The sequence below is a fragment of the Legionella sp. W05-934-2 genome (assembly GCF_964199965.1).
GTDB lineage: Bacteria > Pseudomonadota > Gammaproteobacteria > Legionellales > Legionellaceae > JAFIFT01.
Genome location: NZ_CAXMZT010000007.1, coordinates 138,477 through 156,041 on the forward strand (window position 1 = coordinate 138,477; position 17,565 = coordinate 156,041).

The following is a 17,565-nucleotide window of genomic DNA, read 5'->3' on the forward strand; positions in this document are numbered from 1 at the left end:
ATTGGGGTTTTGCAAAAGTCCTGCTAGTATGAAGTGAATCGTTTTAGGAATTTATGATGTTATATCAGGGAAGAGTGGTTATTTTCAGCACCTTGATTGCTGCCTGCAGCGGGCTACTATTTGGCTTTGATACCGGCATTATCGCCGATACCCAATGGCAGTTATCACGGCAATTTCTATTTAGTCATTGGCAGTGGTCATTGATTGTTAGCAGTATGGTATTAGGCGCGTTTGCTGGTGCTATCTGTTCTGGTCATTTTACCGAGCGCTATGGTCGTAAAACCACGTTAAAAGTGACAGCGTTGTTATTTATCATCGGCACCTTAACCACTGCCAACACACATCACTTTATCACCTTGTTTAGTGGTCGATTTTTGCTGGGCATTAGTATTGGCATCAGCGCTTATTGCGCGCCTTTATTTATTGCAGAAATAGCCGAATATCATAAAAGGGGACGCATGGTATTGATCAATAATGTCGCCATCACAGGTGGGGAAGCACTGGCGTTTTTAACTGGCTATTTATTACAAGACATCAGCGATAACAGTTGGCGATGGATGTTTTTATTAGGCCTGATACCAGCTTTTGTTTTATGGTGGGGGTTGAAATATGTGCCACAATCGCCACGATGGCTGCTAAAGAACAACCAAGAAGCACAAGCATTTAACGTTTTAAAATCCATTCGCAATCACAGCCATGATAAAGTGATGACCGAGTTTCAGTTAATCAAAAACAACCTACAAACAAATCAAAGTGTTGCGCTTTTTGCAAAACCCTACCAAAGCCGAGTCGTTATAGGCACTGTTTTGGGCATTTTACAACAGACCTGCGGCATTAACGTGATCATGTATTATGGGCCCTTCCTGTTTAAATCATCCGGTTTTAATGAAGCACAAGCCATGTTAGCCACATTCATTATGGGTTTGTTAAATACCATTTGCACTATATTTGCAATGATGATGGTCGATCGATGGGGTAGGCGCCAGCTACTCATGCTTGGCTCGATAGTCTGTGCCTTAGCACTATTTGGCCTAGCAAACTTTCAAACACCAACCTCCTTGAACCAATGGTTATCGTTTGCCTGCGTTTTTATTTATACCATGGCCTTTGCTATTGGACTGGGCTCGATGTTTTGGCTATTAATTTCCGAATTATACCCAATAGCCATTCGCGCTAAAGCCATGAGCTTTACCTCAAGTATCCAATGGCTTGCAAACTTTACCGTCTCCCTTAGTTTTTTGCCGCTGTATGATGCCATCGGCCGAAGAGCAACATTGATGATGCTTTGTTTTTCCTGTTTAGTGAGCGTGTTTTTCACCTATTTTTTTGTGCCTGAAACCAAGGGCTTGGCTTTAGAAGAAATTAGTTAATTAGTGTTCTTGTCTGAAAACAAAGAACGCACATATTGAATGATGACAATGGGGGGGTAAGCTGAGTTGTACCACTCAGCTTAATTTCATGGCAGGATTATTGCTAATGCTTATACATCAAACTCGATGCCCACAGAACCCATATTGTAATGCTGAGATTTTATTTTCACCAGCCAAGGAGCTGTTGCCACATGCGTTGTGGGTGCATACACCGTAGAACCGAATTGATAATGGGTATCAGAGAGGTATAAAAACCGATATTCCGCAAAAACGCTCGCATGGGGGTTTAAATCAAAACGCACACCAACTTTAGGCTGAGCAGCAAAGGCAAAAGCCGTATCGTCCGTATCAGCATTGTAATGATTAATGCCTGGTTCAGCAGGTCTGGTCTGTATTGAAGTCGCACCAGAAATGGATAGAACCGCGGAGCCAATACCAATTCCAGCATATGGTCTAAATTTTCCAAAAACTGGTTTTTGTGAGTTTAAGACGGCATTTACTAGAAATACCCCTGTTTTTAAGGGATATTTCACAAGGAAATCGTGTTCGGGAATCCTTAATGTATTATTGTCAATATCATGGCCCTCAATGGTAATGCCCCCCATATAATAGCCCTCGAGTTCAAAGGCTGGCGTTACTGGCAAATGCTCACCTAAAATAGTAGACCAGGTGACGCCAATATGTCCGCCCACCATGCCAGTTGAACTGCTTTCAGACCGACCAAACGAATTAACGGCCAAAGGGCCACCATTAGCTTCCGGAATAAAGGCTGACCCAAATTGACTAATATCGGTCCTGGTTAAACCACCCCCGCCACCAAAAACACCCACATAGATTTGACCCGGCGAGGTAATAGATTCAGGGCCCATTGAACCGCTATAAGCGGCTGTTACTGACAAAGCTAATAAACATCCTGATAACGCTTTGCTCGCTAATTTATTACTCTTCCTATCCAATTTTTTATGCTCCATTTTAGAATATTTTCCATGAGTAATATGTATTAACAGGCACTCAGAGTCAATGCTTTTAATTGGATGACTTAAAAGCGAGGATATGTTTAGAGAATTGGCCAGCAGTCACGCCATTATTCCGGCCAAAGGTCTATATTCGTGCTACTTTTTTTATAACCCGCATGATACTGTGGATTTGGCTTTTTTGGTCTGATACAAATATCTATCTTGGGATTACCATACTGGTTTTGCCAACTCAACCGCATTATACTATTAGTCTTAAAGGCAACGAGAGCGTCAACATGAAACAACTGGCACTGCATAAACCGGATACAAAATGGGCGATGGCGTTTGAGAATTTCAGACAGGCTTTATCGACAAACACCGATGGGCTCATTCTTGCCATTGAACACATTGGTTCAACCTCCATTGATGATTTACCTGCCAAAGACATCGTGGATGTTCAGTGCGCTGTGACTGATTTTGAAACCATCGATGCCATTGGTGAGATTTTGGAGAGCATGGGATTTCATTACCTAAAAACCATACGTCAAGATCATGTCCCCTTTCATGAAGCCGATTTTTTTCACCCTGATTGGGAAAAACGTTTTTTCAAAGGCGTCTTTGACGATCAAGTCTTTAATATTCATATCCGCAAATTCCAGAGTAAAAACTGGCAATTCGCCCTCACGTTTCGCGATAATTTACGCCGCAACAGCCAATTACGCACCGCCTACTTACAATGCAAGGAGCGATTAATCAATGCCGGCGTTGGCCTAGAAGATTATTGCTCGATAAAAGACAGCTTTATTGATTTGATGTCCCTGCAATTTATTGATTAAGGCAAAGTCCAAACCAGAGAAATAGGCCCGGGCCCGTTTTGTTTTGTGAAAAGTTGGGCATCGCGTTATTCTTTTGTTTCGAAAGACATAATGTTCGCTTAATATATCATCGCCTATAATATAGGCATACTAATATATATTCATACATCATGACCCAAGAAAAAATTGAAATTTCTGAAAACCTATTTGCCCACATCAATAATGATCCCTTTTTAACAGGGGCCTATGGCCTTGAAGGTCAACGCCATATAACCACGGTGGGTTATCTAAATCAATATATCCAGTCGTTAATCGATAGTAAGCAAAAGGTATCCGATGATGTGCTTCGCTTGTTAGGAAATTGTAATACCCTGATTGAAATGGAAAAAGCCATTGCCCAGATAGATAACCCCTCGATTGCAAAAAATAAAACCGCCATCAAAGACTTAGCGACGACTTGGTATGAGGCACTGGCGTTGGGGCTGCAAAATCCACAAGATTATCTACTTTTTCCGGGAGGATGGCGAGATAAAGAAGGTGGCCATGCCATTATTTATCAATTTCATAAAGATAAAAATGGGGATCTGATATTTACCATTAACAATTCTGGCGCAGGCTTAGAGTATCATCCCAAACGCTCGGTTGCCGATAAAGAAATGTATAGCCCAACCCTGCAGTACCGTATCCCAAAAGCGAAACTCGGTGATAAGAAAAGTTTTATCCCTGTTCTTCAATCCCTACTTGAAGCGCAATTTCACCACTTACATGATGATTTTGATGCAAAGGATCTCTATGAAACAACCTTTGCTAAACTTAGTTTTGTAGATGCGTCCATCGAGCAGCCCCCGACAAGCGTTAAAGATTATATCTATACCGGGGGACAGTTATCAGGAACCTGTGCGCAGCGCTCGGTTCATCAAATGCTAAAGTCCCAATTTGCTTCGTTGGATGATTATCGGCGATTTATTTTTCGCTTCAAAGCGCATGCACTGAAAGATTACATGGAACAACTGCGAAAGTCTGGTGACCTTGGCAACCCGCAAAAACAAGGACAAGTGGAAAAAGCGATTCGCCATCAATTGCGTTTATTAAACGTGGATAAGGAAGGGGTAAAAGGGGAAGCACTTTTTACGGGTAAGTACCGATATCAATGTGAACAAGAACTGCGGGAATATTTGGCAATATTACGAAAAGAACGAGTGCCCCTTCAGCAAAAAGCGAAAGCGGTACCTGCAAATCAGCCTAAACGTCTCTACGATGTCGATTTATACGTGCAAGTAGTGCCTGATCACTCCCAATCAGGCGCCATATCTAGACCCGTCTTAGCCGATGTCTATCCCAAACCCAAAGGAGGCGACCAACTCATCAGCGAAATGGAGCAAGCTCTAGACACTTGTCGTCGCCTTTCCAATATATCAAGCCAACCAGAAGCATCCTTTGAAATCCTGGAGCAATTTTTCCTGTCACTGCCGCTGCCAGAAGAGCGCCATTCCCCATTACTTCCTTTTTATAAATCAACTAGCACAGACCCAAAAAAAGCGCAGCGCTTTTATGAGCTTATGGCCGATTTGCAAGAAGAATACTTTAAAACAGGGAAAACGGTGTTAGGAAACGGTGTCATGCCACCCCGGATGATGGCCATTAAAGCGTCGAACTTTGCAGTGCTCGGGCATGTGGCACGCACGGCTAGAGCCCCACTATTGACTGGGGATTTCCACCATATTATTGATAGGCTTCCAACAGGTTTATCCACGCAAAATAAGCTGGTAGCCCAACTGGCAAATCATCATCCCGACCTCGACAAACGCTTGCAAAAAGTTCGCGAGATATACCCAGAAACATTCGATTATGGCGCTATGTTTCCGTCAAGTATGCAAAATGACATGATCGCTCATTACTCAAAAATCATTCATCAATTCCCTGAACTGGAAACCAAGTTAAAACAAGGCTTTGAAACAAGGTATGGATCGCAATCAGGGCCAGAGGTTCGTAAAGTCAGAACCAAAAACTGTGAAGCCCTATATTATTATCTCAAAGTTGCTCAAAATGATAATTTATATCTGCCAATACAGGATGCGTTTCGCAAACAACAAATACTCGAATACGCTTTTGCGGCAGGATTAAGGCAGTTCAACGGCACCTATGAAATTCGTCACAGAGACTTTTCATTTTCTTACGATAAAAATAAAGATACCCTGGAAATGAACTCTGTCATACTGGATGGCTGGAATTTATTTCTCATACTCAATCCATTAATGGATACCCTATACCAATTGCCCGAGGGACCCGTTAAACGTTGCTTAGAATACTATGCTAACCAACACACATCTGCCAACAAGATAACATCCATTTCAGGGCCCCCTTCTTCCTCTAAAGTTCAGCTAAAACAATGGTCAGACAAAACCAGTGATCTAAATGATAAATTGGTTGGACCCGAGGATATTGAAGAGCGAGAACTCTTTCACCTACGCCATCAGCCCGAAGCCCAAATTATCCTGACACTCGAATATTTTTTAAAACACCCCGAAAAACTTAGCCGCTATGATATGCAAGTTTACTGCGAGGCGAATATTTTTCAGCCGGGGTTATTGGTTGAACTATTAACAAAAGGCCATCAAGAAGACTTTTGGCCACTGCTGCAACGCTTTATGGAGCAAGGCATTGAGGCTTCAGAAAAGAAAGGCGAGTTAAGCCAACAATCAATATTTTACGTACGCATGTATCAATCCATCATTCAATATGCCTATGAAATGGACCCCGTTGCCTTTAAACAACACCATGAGAACTTTAAACATCATATCAACTTGTGGATAAATGAGCCGCAACAACCCGAACAGCTTGCCCATCTCCATCACTATCGCTTTTTAATGTTAAATGCCCAGCTGCAATCTGGCAAGGCGCTCAATGCCAAGGAGACTAAAGAATTAATACAGTCCTATTTCGTGATGAATCAAAACCCCTTACCACCGGAGTGCAAGGACGCGGATGCGGCGTATCGCGTTGAACGTGCGAAAAAATCGTTCATGCATTCGCTCAAAAAAAACCCGGATTTGCTCCCTTGGAAAGACATTTTAGCGGAGTTGGAATCATTAAAGATAATACCAGGTGAAGATCAGCGACAATCCTCATCTCAATTTATTTCCCCCAATATCTATTTTTTCGATAAACAAGGGCATAAATTTATCATTGATATCCAACAAGGGTTGGTCCTTCGCGATAACATGGCATTTACTTATACGCCGTCCAATATCTTAAATCATCCCATTATTCGCCATTTAGGATTAGAAGACGCTCGCCAATGTTGGCAAACCGCAGATAAAGAGCAATTTATCATCGACAAGCCGCCAGTAAAATTACGGTTTACTGTGAAAGACCCCAGCTATATCGTTGAACAACAATTTGAGGTATCAAAAGGACAAAGGGTATGGCATCAACTCATGGCTTCCAGCACGGCACAACGCGAGTATTTAAATCTCAACTATTCAAATGTTTTAAACCAAACCCTTCCGCCTGTATTAAGTGAAAGGCTCAACTTCATGTGGGCAGCCCCTCAAAGAGATTCATTATTGATAACTGGCGCGAACAATGAAGTGCTCTATCGTGCTAAGGAATCCACCTTGCCTTCCGCTTATAAAAGCCAATGGCAGATTCAAGATACAAAAGGAAATACCCTCTTCCTTTCACACCCTCCGGTGGAATCGTTGTTATCCGGTATTGAGTCAAGCGACTATCTGCTTGTATCCGAGGACGACAAGAAAAACCTGAGCATTCAACTCCCCCGCTATGATTTAACATTAACCAAGCCAAGTGGCCAAGATACATTATTTTTGCAATGGGACGGCAAAGACTATGCACTCGATGAGGAGCAGTCCCTCGAATTGGACGGGATAGCAGGACTTCATTTTGCTGATCGTACCTTATGTGTCTTACCCATCGTGCAATATTTGGCAACGACTGAACGTGACCCTGTTAGTGAATACTTTAAATTTAGTGCTGACACAGGCAACACGGTTGCTACAGATATCGTCAAAAGAAAACCCGAAGAAAGCGATCAACGCTTTGAAAAACCCGAAGTTTGGCAACACAGCCAAAGCCGCCAGGCGATGGTTTTAAAAATGCAAAACGGAGAACCCTATCCAGAAACACCAGCCCAAGCCCTCTACCTGTGTTATGTCTACTTAGCCAGTCATCAAGAAGAAAAAGCCTTAGCAATGCTTGAGGCCTGCGATAAACGCCTTGGTGGCTTAGAAGGGCGCCCCGAAGAAGTGCAATACATTCGCTGGATATGTCAATCGCTACCCTATCAAGTGGAAAAAAACCAAGCCACAAAAAAAGCGACCATCTCCACGCCACCGGTCGTTGCCTGCCAGCTAAAAGCGATGAGTTTACTCACTGAATTTAGTAAACGTGGGCAAAAAATTAATTTCCCTGAAACCGAGACCAACCCCGCGACCCCCGATGCCTATGTTCGCACTAAAACAATCCAAGCTGATCAACGTTTCTATGATAGTGGCATTAACCAAACTATCTACCAACAATACCAACGCTATCAGTTGATGCGACGGGACATGCCAGTTGAGTACCTCCTATCTGAATCGGAATCAAGAAGCTTGTTAAACTTTTACCATGACCGATTAGGTAGCACAAACAATGATGAGCCCAAAGCGATAGGCGCATTAGGATATGACTGGGTTCGATTAAATTTTATGAATTTAACGCGGGAACTTAATCATATTCAACAAAAAGAACTAGGTAAGATTAAACTGTCTGATTTTGAAATAAATCGAAAAAAAATGATCACGGCTTTCTTAAAAAAACATGAAGGCGTGCATAAAAGACAATCCGAACTAGAATCCGCTCCGATTGATTTAGACATTGGCTATCATATGGAGCTTTCTAATTGTAGCATTGCATATGACTCATTTATCAAAGTATTCACCCCAGACGCCTATGGCAGAAATCTTAAGCCGTTAGAAAACCAATATGGCTCAGTAATTGAAGCGTTAGCACCCGACATGTCCGATGCTGAATTTTCCAAAAATTTTGCGGTATATCTTGCCATTGCCATGAGCAATGATTTGCCAGAACGCAATGCATTAGAGAATTATTGTAAAGCCGTTTTGCGGGCAAACCGGCATGTCAGCGTGGATAAACAACCCGGACACATCCCTTACCTTTGCAATGCATTATACCGTGTCATATGTGAGAAAAAGCAGTATTCCTATTCCACCAACTTACATCATAACTTTGACACAGCTGCTAAATTTAGCACCTGGGTTCGCAATTTAAACCCAGCCCCGATCGATATCCTTCAACTGAAAGACTCGACAAAAGGATTGTTAGCCAGTACCGATGCCGTCTTGCAAAGTATACCCAATCAGCAACCCGTCATTCCCCCCACCGTGTCATTACAACAGCGCGATGTGGTGAAAAAACTGGCCCTCTTTGGCGACAAAGACTTGCCCTCAATTTTATCCGAACGGAAAACTTGGCAAACCTTAGAGCATCAGTTCTATACAGGTAGGAAGAAAGTTCTGCTGACTGAATCAATTCGCAAGCTAGCGGATTCAGATGCGGGAGAAAATCGACTGACAGCACTTACTGGCATGCGAGAAATTGCTCGCAGACTATTTAATCGCCCCGAAGTACTTGAACAAATTCACCAAAAAACCAACCAACGAATAGACGCTTTAGCAAAGGACCAAACGACAACAGAAAGCCTGTTACTCAAGCTTGCCAACCAAGGCCCCGAAGAAAAAGAGCATAAGCTTCGTTGGGATATTGATATTGCTGCAGAAAAACGAAAACCCATCAATATCAATCAATTATTAGCCTTATACTTCAAAGCCGACAGGGTTCGTTATAAGGAAGTGACTGGCTTAAAAGATGAAAATATTGATCAATTACACGGGCAAATTGCTGAATTTATACAGCGAGGGTTATTGTTACAACAGCTAAACCGTATTCATGGTGAAACAACAAAGTTGCAAAAGCAACCCTTTGAGACACTGACAGACGCTGCCCTTTTTAAACTTGGTCAACAGCTCTTTGCTCCCAATTTGATGTCGATATTCAATGATCCGGCGTTAAGTGTCTTTCAGTTCCATGAAAATATTTTACTAAGACCACACCAACAAGATGGGATTCGAGAATTACTCGACCGAGATGCAAATGGCCATTACCAAGAAGTGGTGGAAAAAATTGTCATGGGCGGTGGCAAATCGAAAGTGTTATCCCCCAATGTGGCCTTCCATAAGGCCAATGGGGATAACTTAGTCATTATTGAAGTGCCCCGGGCCTTATTACGCACCAATTATGTCGATTTAAAAGCGATGTCTGCTGACTTGTATGGCCAATCTGCTGTGCTCTTTGAATTCAGCCGAGACACGGACAGTTCCTCTAAAGCATTAAAAGCTCTGTTTAGACAATTCAGTGACGTTATGGTCAATAAAAACTATATCGTCACCACCGGCGAATCCATGCAGTCGTTGGAATTAAAATACCTCGAGTTATTGGCCTCTCCCCCCGACGAATCGAAAATTGCCGAATTTCAAGAATGGAAAGAGCAAGTCTTCTGGGCAGAAAATCTGGTCTTGATGGTTAAAAATCGAGGGGATTGTCTCATAGATGAAGTTCATCAAGGGTTATTATTAAAAAATCGTTTAAATTATACCATCGGTGCCTCCAAAGCCCTGCCCAAATTTGTCCGCGATAACATTGTCGAGTTGTATCAGTTTTTTAAAGAGGTCCCGTTAGATGGAGTTGGTGGATTAGAGAATCAAAAACTCACCATGGCAAGCCTTCTACAATCTTACAAGCCAATAAAAACAAAAGAACAATACCAGCAAGCATGCCAAGCCCTGGTGAGCGCCTTGTTAGAACATCCCAAAAGTCCGCTGTTGGCCGGCATTCGACAAAGCGGCAAAACGTTAAAAGAAAGCGATATTCCCGAGTTTACTAACTACTTGTTTGATAAAAGCGATTCCATTCCCGGTTTTATCAAAGACTATCCGGAAGACCTGCAAGATTTAATTGCGCTGTATAAAGAAGAAGCAAACCATTTACTGCCATTCACTTTAAGTCGTAATTCCAATGAGCACTACGGGCCGTCCCGAAACCCACTTAAAACAGTGGATCAAAAAGCCGTAGCCATTCCCTATCGAGCCAATAATAGCCCCAATGAGCAAAGCAACTTTGGTAATGAGATTGAATCAATTAACTATACTATTCAATCCATGATGATAAATGGGGTAACCGAGAACTTATTAAAGCAATACCTTCAATTTATATTGCAGCAGGCAAAGGCGGAAGCCAAAGAAAACAATAAAGATTCCATTAACGATACAGCGCCTGGTAATTTGTATAAAGTGATGACCAAAGACATGTTGCTGTCTGAGCTGGATATTGAAAACCCGAAGCAAATGCGTCAGCTACACGACTCGATGGCTCATAATGAGCAGTTGATTTTTGAAGTGCTAAAAAATAATGTGCTCAAAAACATCCGCATGAACACCAAAGTGTTGAGTTCCAATGCGTTAGGCCATGTCGATATGATGAATACCGTACAAGCCTTTTCCGGAACCCCTTGGAATGCCAGTACTTACCACCAACGGCTAAACTATAAGCGAGAGCTCGCCTTTGGAACGGACGAATACATTATTCAAAGTTTACATAAAAAAGACACCCCTGTTATTGGTATTGATTTTTCAAATCCTGACAAATTGATACCCAATTTGTTTGCTTTATATAAAGATAAAGCGCAAGGTGAGCTTCGCGATATCATTGACATCTCAGCCGCGTTTAAGGGGATTTCCAATGAACAGGTGGCAAGACAAATTGCGACTTATATCCATCAACACCCCGAACAATTTAATCATCCCAAAGCAGTAAAATTTGTTCTTTTCTTTGATGAAAAAGACCAGTTATCGGCACTTCCCGTGGATAAACCCGATAAATTATCCAATATTATTACCATTGGTTCGTCTAACCCAGAGGTCATTGCCCAACGCTTGGGGTGCTCGCCTGAAGAACGGTTTAGCTATTATGACCAAGCGCACACTTTGGGAACCGATATTCGCCAAAGCGATCGTGCCAAAGGCATTGTCTTATGTGATCAGGATACCGGCATATCCCCCTTCTTGCAGGGTGTGTTGCGTAACCGAGATGTCCTCGATGGCCAACAATCCGTGGATGTCTACATTCCCAACGAAATGGCAAAAGGTCAAAGTCTGCTTGACTTGTGCGAAGGCATGAAGAAACAAGAAGAAGCGCAATTGCGGCTCGATAATTATTTGTCCACCCATTATAAAATGAATAATTTGATACGCCAGGATTTTCTCAAACGAATTCTTGCATGCAACGAAGGGCCTGAAATGAAAGCAGCACTTTTTAAGCTGTATCAACACCATTTCATCGAACAACAAAGTGAACGGCTCTTTGACAGATTCGGCGGGATTGCCAAACTGGAAGATACGCGTCTTTTATTAGAAAATCATCAAAAGCAACTGATGAAGAGTTGGGAAGAACTGCTACAAAAGTCCAATGTGAAAATGACTATTGAAGAAAAATCAACGCTTTCTAGCAATATGGCAATCATTATTGACAAAGCTTGCAAAAAAGGGGTGTGTGACGAGAAACAGTTAAGCCCCAGTAAAACCGAAGCCATGGAAGTTGAGCTTTTCACTGAAGTAGAAAAAGAAGAAGAGCGTTTAACCGAACAATATGATCCATCTAGCATACCTACGAACTATACGCCTTGGCATTATGGAAATGACTCTTTAGAATTTTTGACTTTAAAACAAATCTGCCAAAGTGCCAAACCCGATTATTTGCCAGATTTTAGCGATGACATCGTTGCATCCAAGAATTTTTACAAAATATACAATTACCAAAAAAACTACCTGGGCATGTTTATGATGCCAGTTCATGCCTTATATTTTGTACAAGAAGGTGAAAAAATTACGTGTACCCTCTTATCCCCGATGGAGCTTGCCGACGCCAAAAAACGTCTCAAGCAGGGCGTTGGTTATCATTCTTGGATTTCAACGCCAAACCACCATGTTTTAGCAGGCAACATGCCTAAAGACATCAAACAAAATGGGCAGTATCAAAAAATCATCGAACAGGTGCGATTTTTCAATGGTGATCTGGGTCAATTACTTGAGCGAGACGCCCCCTTAACCTGGTTGACTGACGATTCAAAACAGAAATTGGATTTTTTTGAAAACTATCTAGCCCCAGGACGTGAAGCGCAAGCAACGCATATCCAACAGTTACGAATGGGCGTGCAAGTTCAATTTAAAATGTTGCAATTTGTTGCTCAAAACCCACAACGTGACCTGCGTCATTTTGATTGGCAAAAGCATTATCCCACCGCGGAAGAATCAGACATCAAAGATTTAAAAGCAGTGGCAGATGCCTTTTATGAGATAACTGGAGCATGGTGGCATAACCGAACAACAGCGGTCACGCTCGCTGACAAATATCATCTATCCACCACCGCTTTAGGGTATTTAGCCCAATACGAAGACAGTCTACGTAAGAGTAAGAGTCTTGAAAATCTTAAAAAACTGATTATCGCCTTGGACAATGAAGCATTTGAAGATAGCCAAGCGACGATTAATTACCAACAATTCAATCCGTTATTAGCCGCTTTTGCTAGCGGAGGGAAACCCGAAATTACCGAAGCTCTCGAGGCATTCCCTGAAATACCTCGTGAATATATTGAAATTAATACAGATTGGCACATCACCAACTTTTATAGTTCCAAAGAAAAGACTTTGCCCTGGGTAAGCCCTGACCCCGAAATGACACTCCCCTTGTTACTAGCCAAGAGCAAATTTATCGATGAGAAGCAATACCAATCCCTGGTGCAACTAAGTGAAAATAACCCAAGCTTAGCGTTTGCATTACTACAACAGCCAAACCAGGGCTGGGTGAAGGCTAATCTTGAAACGATCATGCAGGCTATCACCACCCAACCCGATGAGCGCATTGAAAAAGAGCTCTTGAAACTTACCCAAATGAATGACGAAATAGGCATCCTTGCGGTTGGCACCATTGCAAAAGCGTTCCCGCCCGAACAGCAGACCCGTTTTTATCGCTACCTGATTGATAACAAGGTTTCAGACAAAGTTCATGGAGAGATCTTTAAGCAAAATACCGATGATAAAATCTTCAAATTCTACCTAAATGACTACCCGGGTTTTTATCGGATTCCGTATGATGCGGTTCGCTCTAAACTGGATTTGATTAAGCCCTCCGATGGTGCTTTGTTAGAACAAATCAGTAGAATCAATTGGGATGATGAGCGATTTATTCCAGATTTGTTGGAACATCCCGCACGAACAGATTTCGTCCTAAAAAATTTAGCGACTTATTGCAAAACACAAGAACAGCTTTTGAACCTAGTGGATATGAAAAACGTCTCCATTTTAAACTATGGTGTGTTAGATAATGTTGTGACAAACCCTATTTCTAAATCGCCCGAAGTCGAATGGGCAATCATGCAAGCCGCCATTGCGAAAGATACGCCAAAGACAACTTTGCCCGAGTTAATGTTACATGAGTTATTAACTAGGCATGAGCCGGTGTCCTTTAAGTTATTGAAGAATGTGTTTCAACAGATGCCGATAAAAGCTGACTATGAGCCGTATCTATTTAAACCTATCTATGATTTGAAAACCCTAGATAGTGAAACCTTGGCGGTATTTCTCCTAAATTGCCGAAAAGATAATAATCGTTTCTTTGAAACGCTTATTATCTTAGATGCTTTCCATGCTACCTCGAAACAGTGTCTAATTGATCTTTGGCGCTCCAGAAAAATTTATCCAATTTGGCATGCCAGAATTCTAGAACATCCCAAAATGGATGCCGAAGTCTTAGAGGCTCTATGCCAAACTAAGCAACTAAACCATCTATGGATTGATAAAATATTAGCTATAAAAAAACCTGAGCTAACAGAAGCTAGCTATAAATATCTTGCTGCTCAAGAGAATATTCAGCAACCCCAACTTAAAACCATTTTAGAACGAACCAAAAACGCAGATGTTGTCCTTGAGATTGCCAAAAAGGCGACGGACCCGGCATTGCTTGATGCGCTATTATTGGATGCAGCCGATGACAAAGTGCGCCTAACTGTTCTAGGTAAAAACCAATTCTCCTATCAGACATTATCAATTTTGTTGGATAAACCCAATTTAAGCACGAATGTCTTAAATCTCATTTTGTCGCAAGCCTCATTTTCACAAATGCTTTTTGAGAAATTAATTATGCAAAAACAGGCTGATGCGCTTGAGTTGGGAATGTTAATCCCCATAATAACCGATGCAACGATGATCAATACCCTCATTAAAAAATGGTACGACCGATTGGATGCCAACCATATCGAATCCCTTGCAAAGAAGGACAAAATTGGGCCAGACGCAGTAGGCTTGCTTTGTGAGCATCCCAAGTTTAACTTCAATTCCTATGTAGATGTATTAAGCCATCAATATGCTGATCATGAATTTGATAAAATATTGAAAACCCTCATGGCAAGTAAGGATTTTCAAACGCTTACTGAAATGTTGTTTGTTCGCTCAAGGCAAAGAAAAACAATTTTTATCAAAGCCACTCAGCATTTATTACAAGACGCGACCTTAGATCCATCGCATATCCACACATTAAGTGGCCTTAGGGGGTTACCGGAAGCATTGATGGCCGATTTAATCAAGCATCAAGGTATTAGTGCGCAAGACATTAATACGATCATTAGAAATATCCCTTCGGATAATCCGTCTAAAGAAATCCAGGCCTTGGATACTGCGATTAGTGCCCTTTTGGATACCAATCAATTCGCCCACCTTACCGAGGAAAACCTTAGTAGGATAATTGCCAATCCCAATGTCATTCAGAATTGCTTGGAAACAATTGCTGTCCTGCCTCATCTCACCAATTCAGTGATTGCAAATTTGTTAATCAGTCACCCAACAAATGAGAAGCTGCTTTTGCGATTATTTAGCCGCGATGACATCGATGGCTATATCATTCCTGTTTTAAAAGGGGCACATCCAGATGAATTTATGACGGCCTTGGAAACCGTAGCCTTATCGAGAGAAGCCAAAGGAGAATTATTGGATCGCATCGCCCACTACCCCAACTTAAGTGATACGTGTTTGAGCTATATTATTAAACACCCCCATACCAAAGCAGAAACGCTTAGTTTTATGATTGGGGAGGTCAAAAATAGTCAACATATCGACTTGATCATTGATCGATTAGACAAGCAAGGGGATAATACCAAGGCCATTGATTTATTGTTGAAAAGCCCGTTTTTATCTTCCACTCATATGAAACGATTATTAGATGATTTTTCCTTGAACAAAGGCCAACGGGAGTTGATTCATAACCATCCATTATGCAACACGCAGGTGCTTGCAACCTTAATAGATAGCGCGGAAGACGAACAACAACTGTTAAAATGCTTCGAAAACAATGCATATTCAGAGTTGCTTGCCAAGCCATTAATAGTAAAAGCAACGCGGTTACAATGTGAATCGATGCTCTTGGATAAAATGTGTGGAATAGCTCAAACAAGCAGCGAGTTAAAAAGCCTATTAGTTTTATCTGCCGATACCAATATCATCCTTTCCGAGGATTTGTATACGCAAATTGCCTTGCACCCTGCTTGTGATGACAACATTCTATCGCAACTGGAAAAAATGAATGTCAGTAATGCCAATAAACTTAAAATTCATGTACAAGCCTATCTAAACCACCATGAATTGCTGAAACATTTAGAAGCACTCAAAGATTTAGGAGAGCAACTGAAAAAATCACCCGATAAGCAAGAGGAAGCGGCAAACGCAGCCCTTTCGCTACATAAGGATCTATCAACAGCCGTGGATGCTTTAATCAGAAAAGATGGCTTAATCGATGCAAATAAAATTTCACAATTTCAAAAAGCATGCGTGGATGCGTTCAATTACAATGACAAAGAGCGGATAAAAGCGTTACAAACACATCCAGGCACTTGGTTTAAAGTGAGCCTTGTTTTGCGTGCCATCTTGGGTGTGATTGCCTTAATCACGGTGATACCTGCTGTGGTTGTTCAAGCAAGAAGTCAACATGGTTTTGTAAAAACCTTCTTCGCAACCCCGGAAACAGACGGTGCGAAGCAATTAAAAGCCATACAAGATGAATTTGAGGCAATTGATAAACCAAAACCTCAGCGTAAGCAATAAGGCTATCGCCTATTCGATTAACACGCATCGCGCCTTATGAGTCCGCAGGCGCAAGCTCACCCATCCATCATTGTTGATATGACTGATTAGGTGCTGGTTGACCTTCACCTCCTTGTTGTGACTCATAGGTTAAAGCACGCGATTGATTATTCGCTGACAATATCTGAAGTAGGGGATGCGTGCTTAAAACATGCGGTTGAGATGGTTGGGTAAATAGCGAATAGAATTTCACGCTTGAAAATAGTTGCAAGGGACTCCGATAAGAACGATGGGCGATTAATTGGTTATCACTATCAAAGCGGGAATATTTTGCCTTAAGTCCTTTGTCAAATAAGCTTAAGGCATTTCTTGCTTGCTGAGCATAATGGTTATGTTCTTTAATCGCTTCATTGACAGGAGACATTTGATTCGAGATATAGGCGGATTTAAGCTGTTTGATCACTTGTTCTCTTCCGCTAACTGAGCCACGATACAAAGATTGATCGAATAAATTCTTGCAAAGATTCTCCCATAGGGTTTGCCAAGCAGAAAACCAAATATAGGCCGTATAACCCTCATGCTTTTCTCGGTTATAGCAATCGGGCAGTCTTTTGCTAATCAAGTCATCCAAAATAAATTCAAAATCCTGGCCGTTCGTTGTATGGTCGTCTTGCCAAGTTTGGATAATATTACTATTAAAGGTATTTGCCATAGTCAGATCGTTAGTCAGTTTTTGATAACGTCCTTGATAATGCTCGCCGAAATCGCCGCTATGCCCCGGCAAGTTGAGTTCGCTGGCAGCATTGAGAGCACAGCGAATAACTAACTGATGCGTTTCCAAATTGAGGTCACAAGATGACGGTTTAACTAATAGGTTTTCTATCAGCAGCAATCGGTCAACGATGTTTAAAATATCACAAACTTTACGCCAATACGGTTTAGCCGTGGCTTGGCACTCGTAGGAGTGAGTGAAGTAGGTCTTACCAACTTTCAAACTAGCCCAATCGTGTCTCGTTAATGGAAAGTCAGCTACCTTCGCCAGTATTTCATCCGGTTGAGTTTGTTTTAAGGCTTCCAGCAATGTGGGTATCGTTGTTTTGTCGATCTCAGTCTGATTATTCAACCAATTAACAACATCTTTTATAAACATTTGGCGTGTTGTCTGGATTCTTTTTTTAAACTCATCGTTAAAATTTGGCATATTATGCTCACCATGGAAAAT

Annotated in this window: 5 protein-coding genes; 3 read left to right on the forward strand and 2 right to left on the reverse strand. The window is 41.7% G+C overall.

Annotation, left to right across the window (positions count from 1 at the left end; genetic code table 11):
* Positions 1-53 precede the first annotated feature (53 nt).
* A complete protein-coding gene (locus tag AB3348_RS09705) occupies positions 54-1,370 on the forward strand; it encodes a sugar porter family MFS transporter (protein WP_367607408.1) in 1,317 nt (438 codons plus the stop codon).
* A 110-nt stretch (positions 1,371-1,480) separates the two neighbouring features.
* Here the strand turns inward: AB3348_RS09705 and AB3348_RS09710 are convergent, their stop codons facing one another.
* The gene (locus AB3348_RS09710; protein WP_367607409.1) at positions 1,481-2,341 is read right to left on the reverse strand and encodes an outer membrane protein; all 861 of its coding nucleotides are present in this window, start codon (positions 2,339-2,341) and stop codon (positions 1,481-1,483) included.
* Positions 2,342-2,622: 281 nt separating this feature from the next.
* Here AB3348_RS09710 and AB3348_RS09715 point away from each other — a divergent pair, with 281 nt between their 5' ends.
* Both AB3348_RS09715 and AB3348_RS09720 read left to right on the forward strand, forming a co-directional pair.
* Positions 2,623-3,162 (forward strand): GrpB family protein, encoded by a 540-nt coding sequence (locus tag AB3348_RS09715; protein ID WP_367607410.1) that lies wholly within the window; start codon positions 2,623-2,625, stop codon positions 3,160-3,162.
* Between the two features lie 149 nt (positions 3,163-3,311).
* Complete coding sequence (locus AB3348_RS09720; RefSeq protein WP_367607411.1) at positions 3,312-16,364, forward strand: DUF3638 domain-containing protein; 13,053 nt, start codon at positions 3,312-3,314, stop codon at positions 16,362-16,364.
* A 67-nt stretch (positions 16,365-16,431) separates the two neighbouring features.
* Here the strand turns inward: AB3348_RS09720 and AB3348_RS09725 are convergent, their stop codons facing one another.
* On the reverse strand, positions 16,432-17,544 hold the full coding sequence (locus AB3348_RS09725; protein WP_367607412.1) for a hypothetical protein: 1,113 nt from the start codon (positions 17,542-17,544) through the stop codon (positions 16,432-16,434).
* Between the last annotated feature and the right edge of the window lie 21 nt (positions 17,545-17,565).

Bases quoted from the DNA above. Each gene is read 5' to 3' on its own strand.
- AB3348_RS09715 (WP_367607410.1), top strand. From the start codon at position 2,623: ATGAAACAACTGGCACTGCATAAACCGGATACAAAATGGGCGATGGCG.
- AB3348_RS09710 (WP_367607409.1), bottom strand. From the start codon at position 2,341: ATGGAGCATAAAAAATTGGATAGGAAGAGTAATAAATTAGCGAGCAAA.
- AB3348_RS09725 (WP_367607412.1), bottom strand. From the start codon at position 17,544: ATGCCAAATTTTAACGATGAGTTTAAAAAAAGAATCCAGACAACACGC.
- AB3348_RS09720 (WP_367607411.1), top strand. From the start codon at position 3,312: ATGACCCAAGAAAAAATTGAAATTTCTGAAAACCTATTTGCCCACATC.
- AB3348_RS09705 (WP_367607408.1), top strand. From the start codon at position 54: ATGATGTTATATCAGGGAAGAGTGGTTATTTTCAGCACCTTGATTGCT.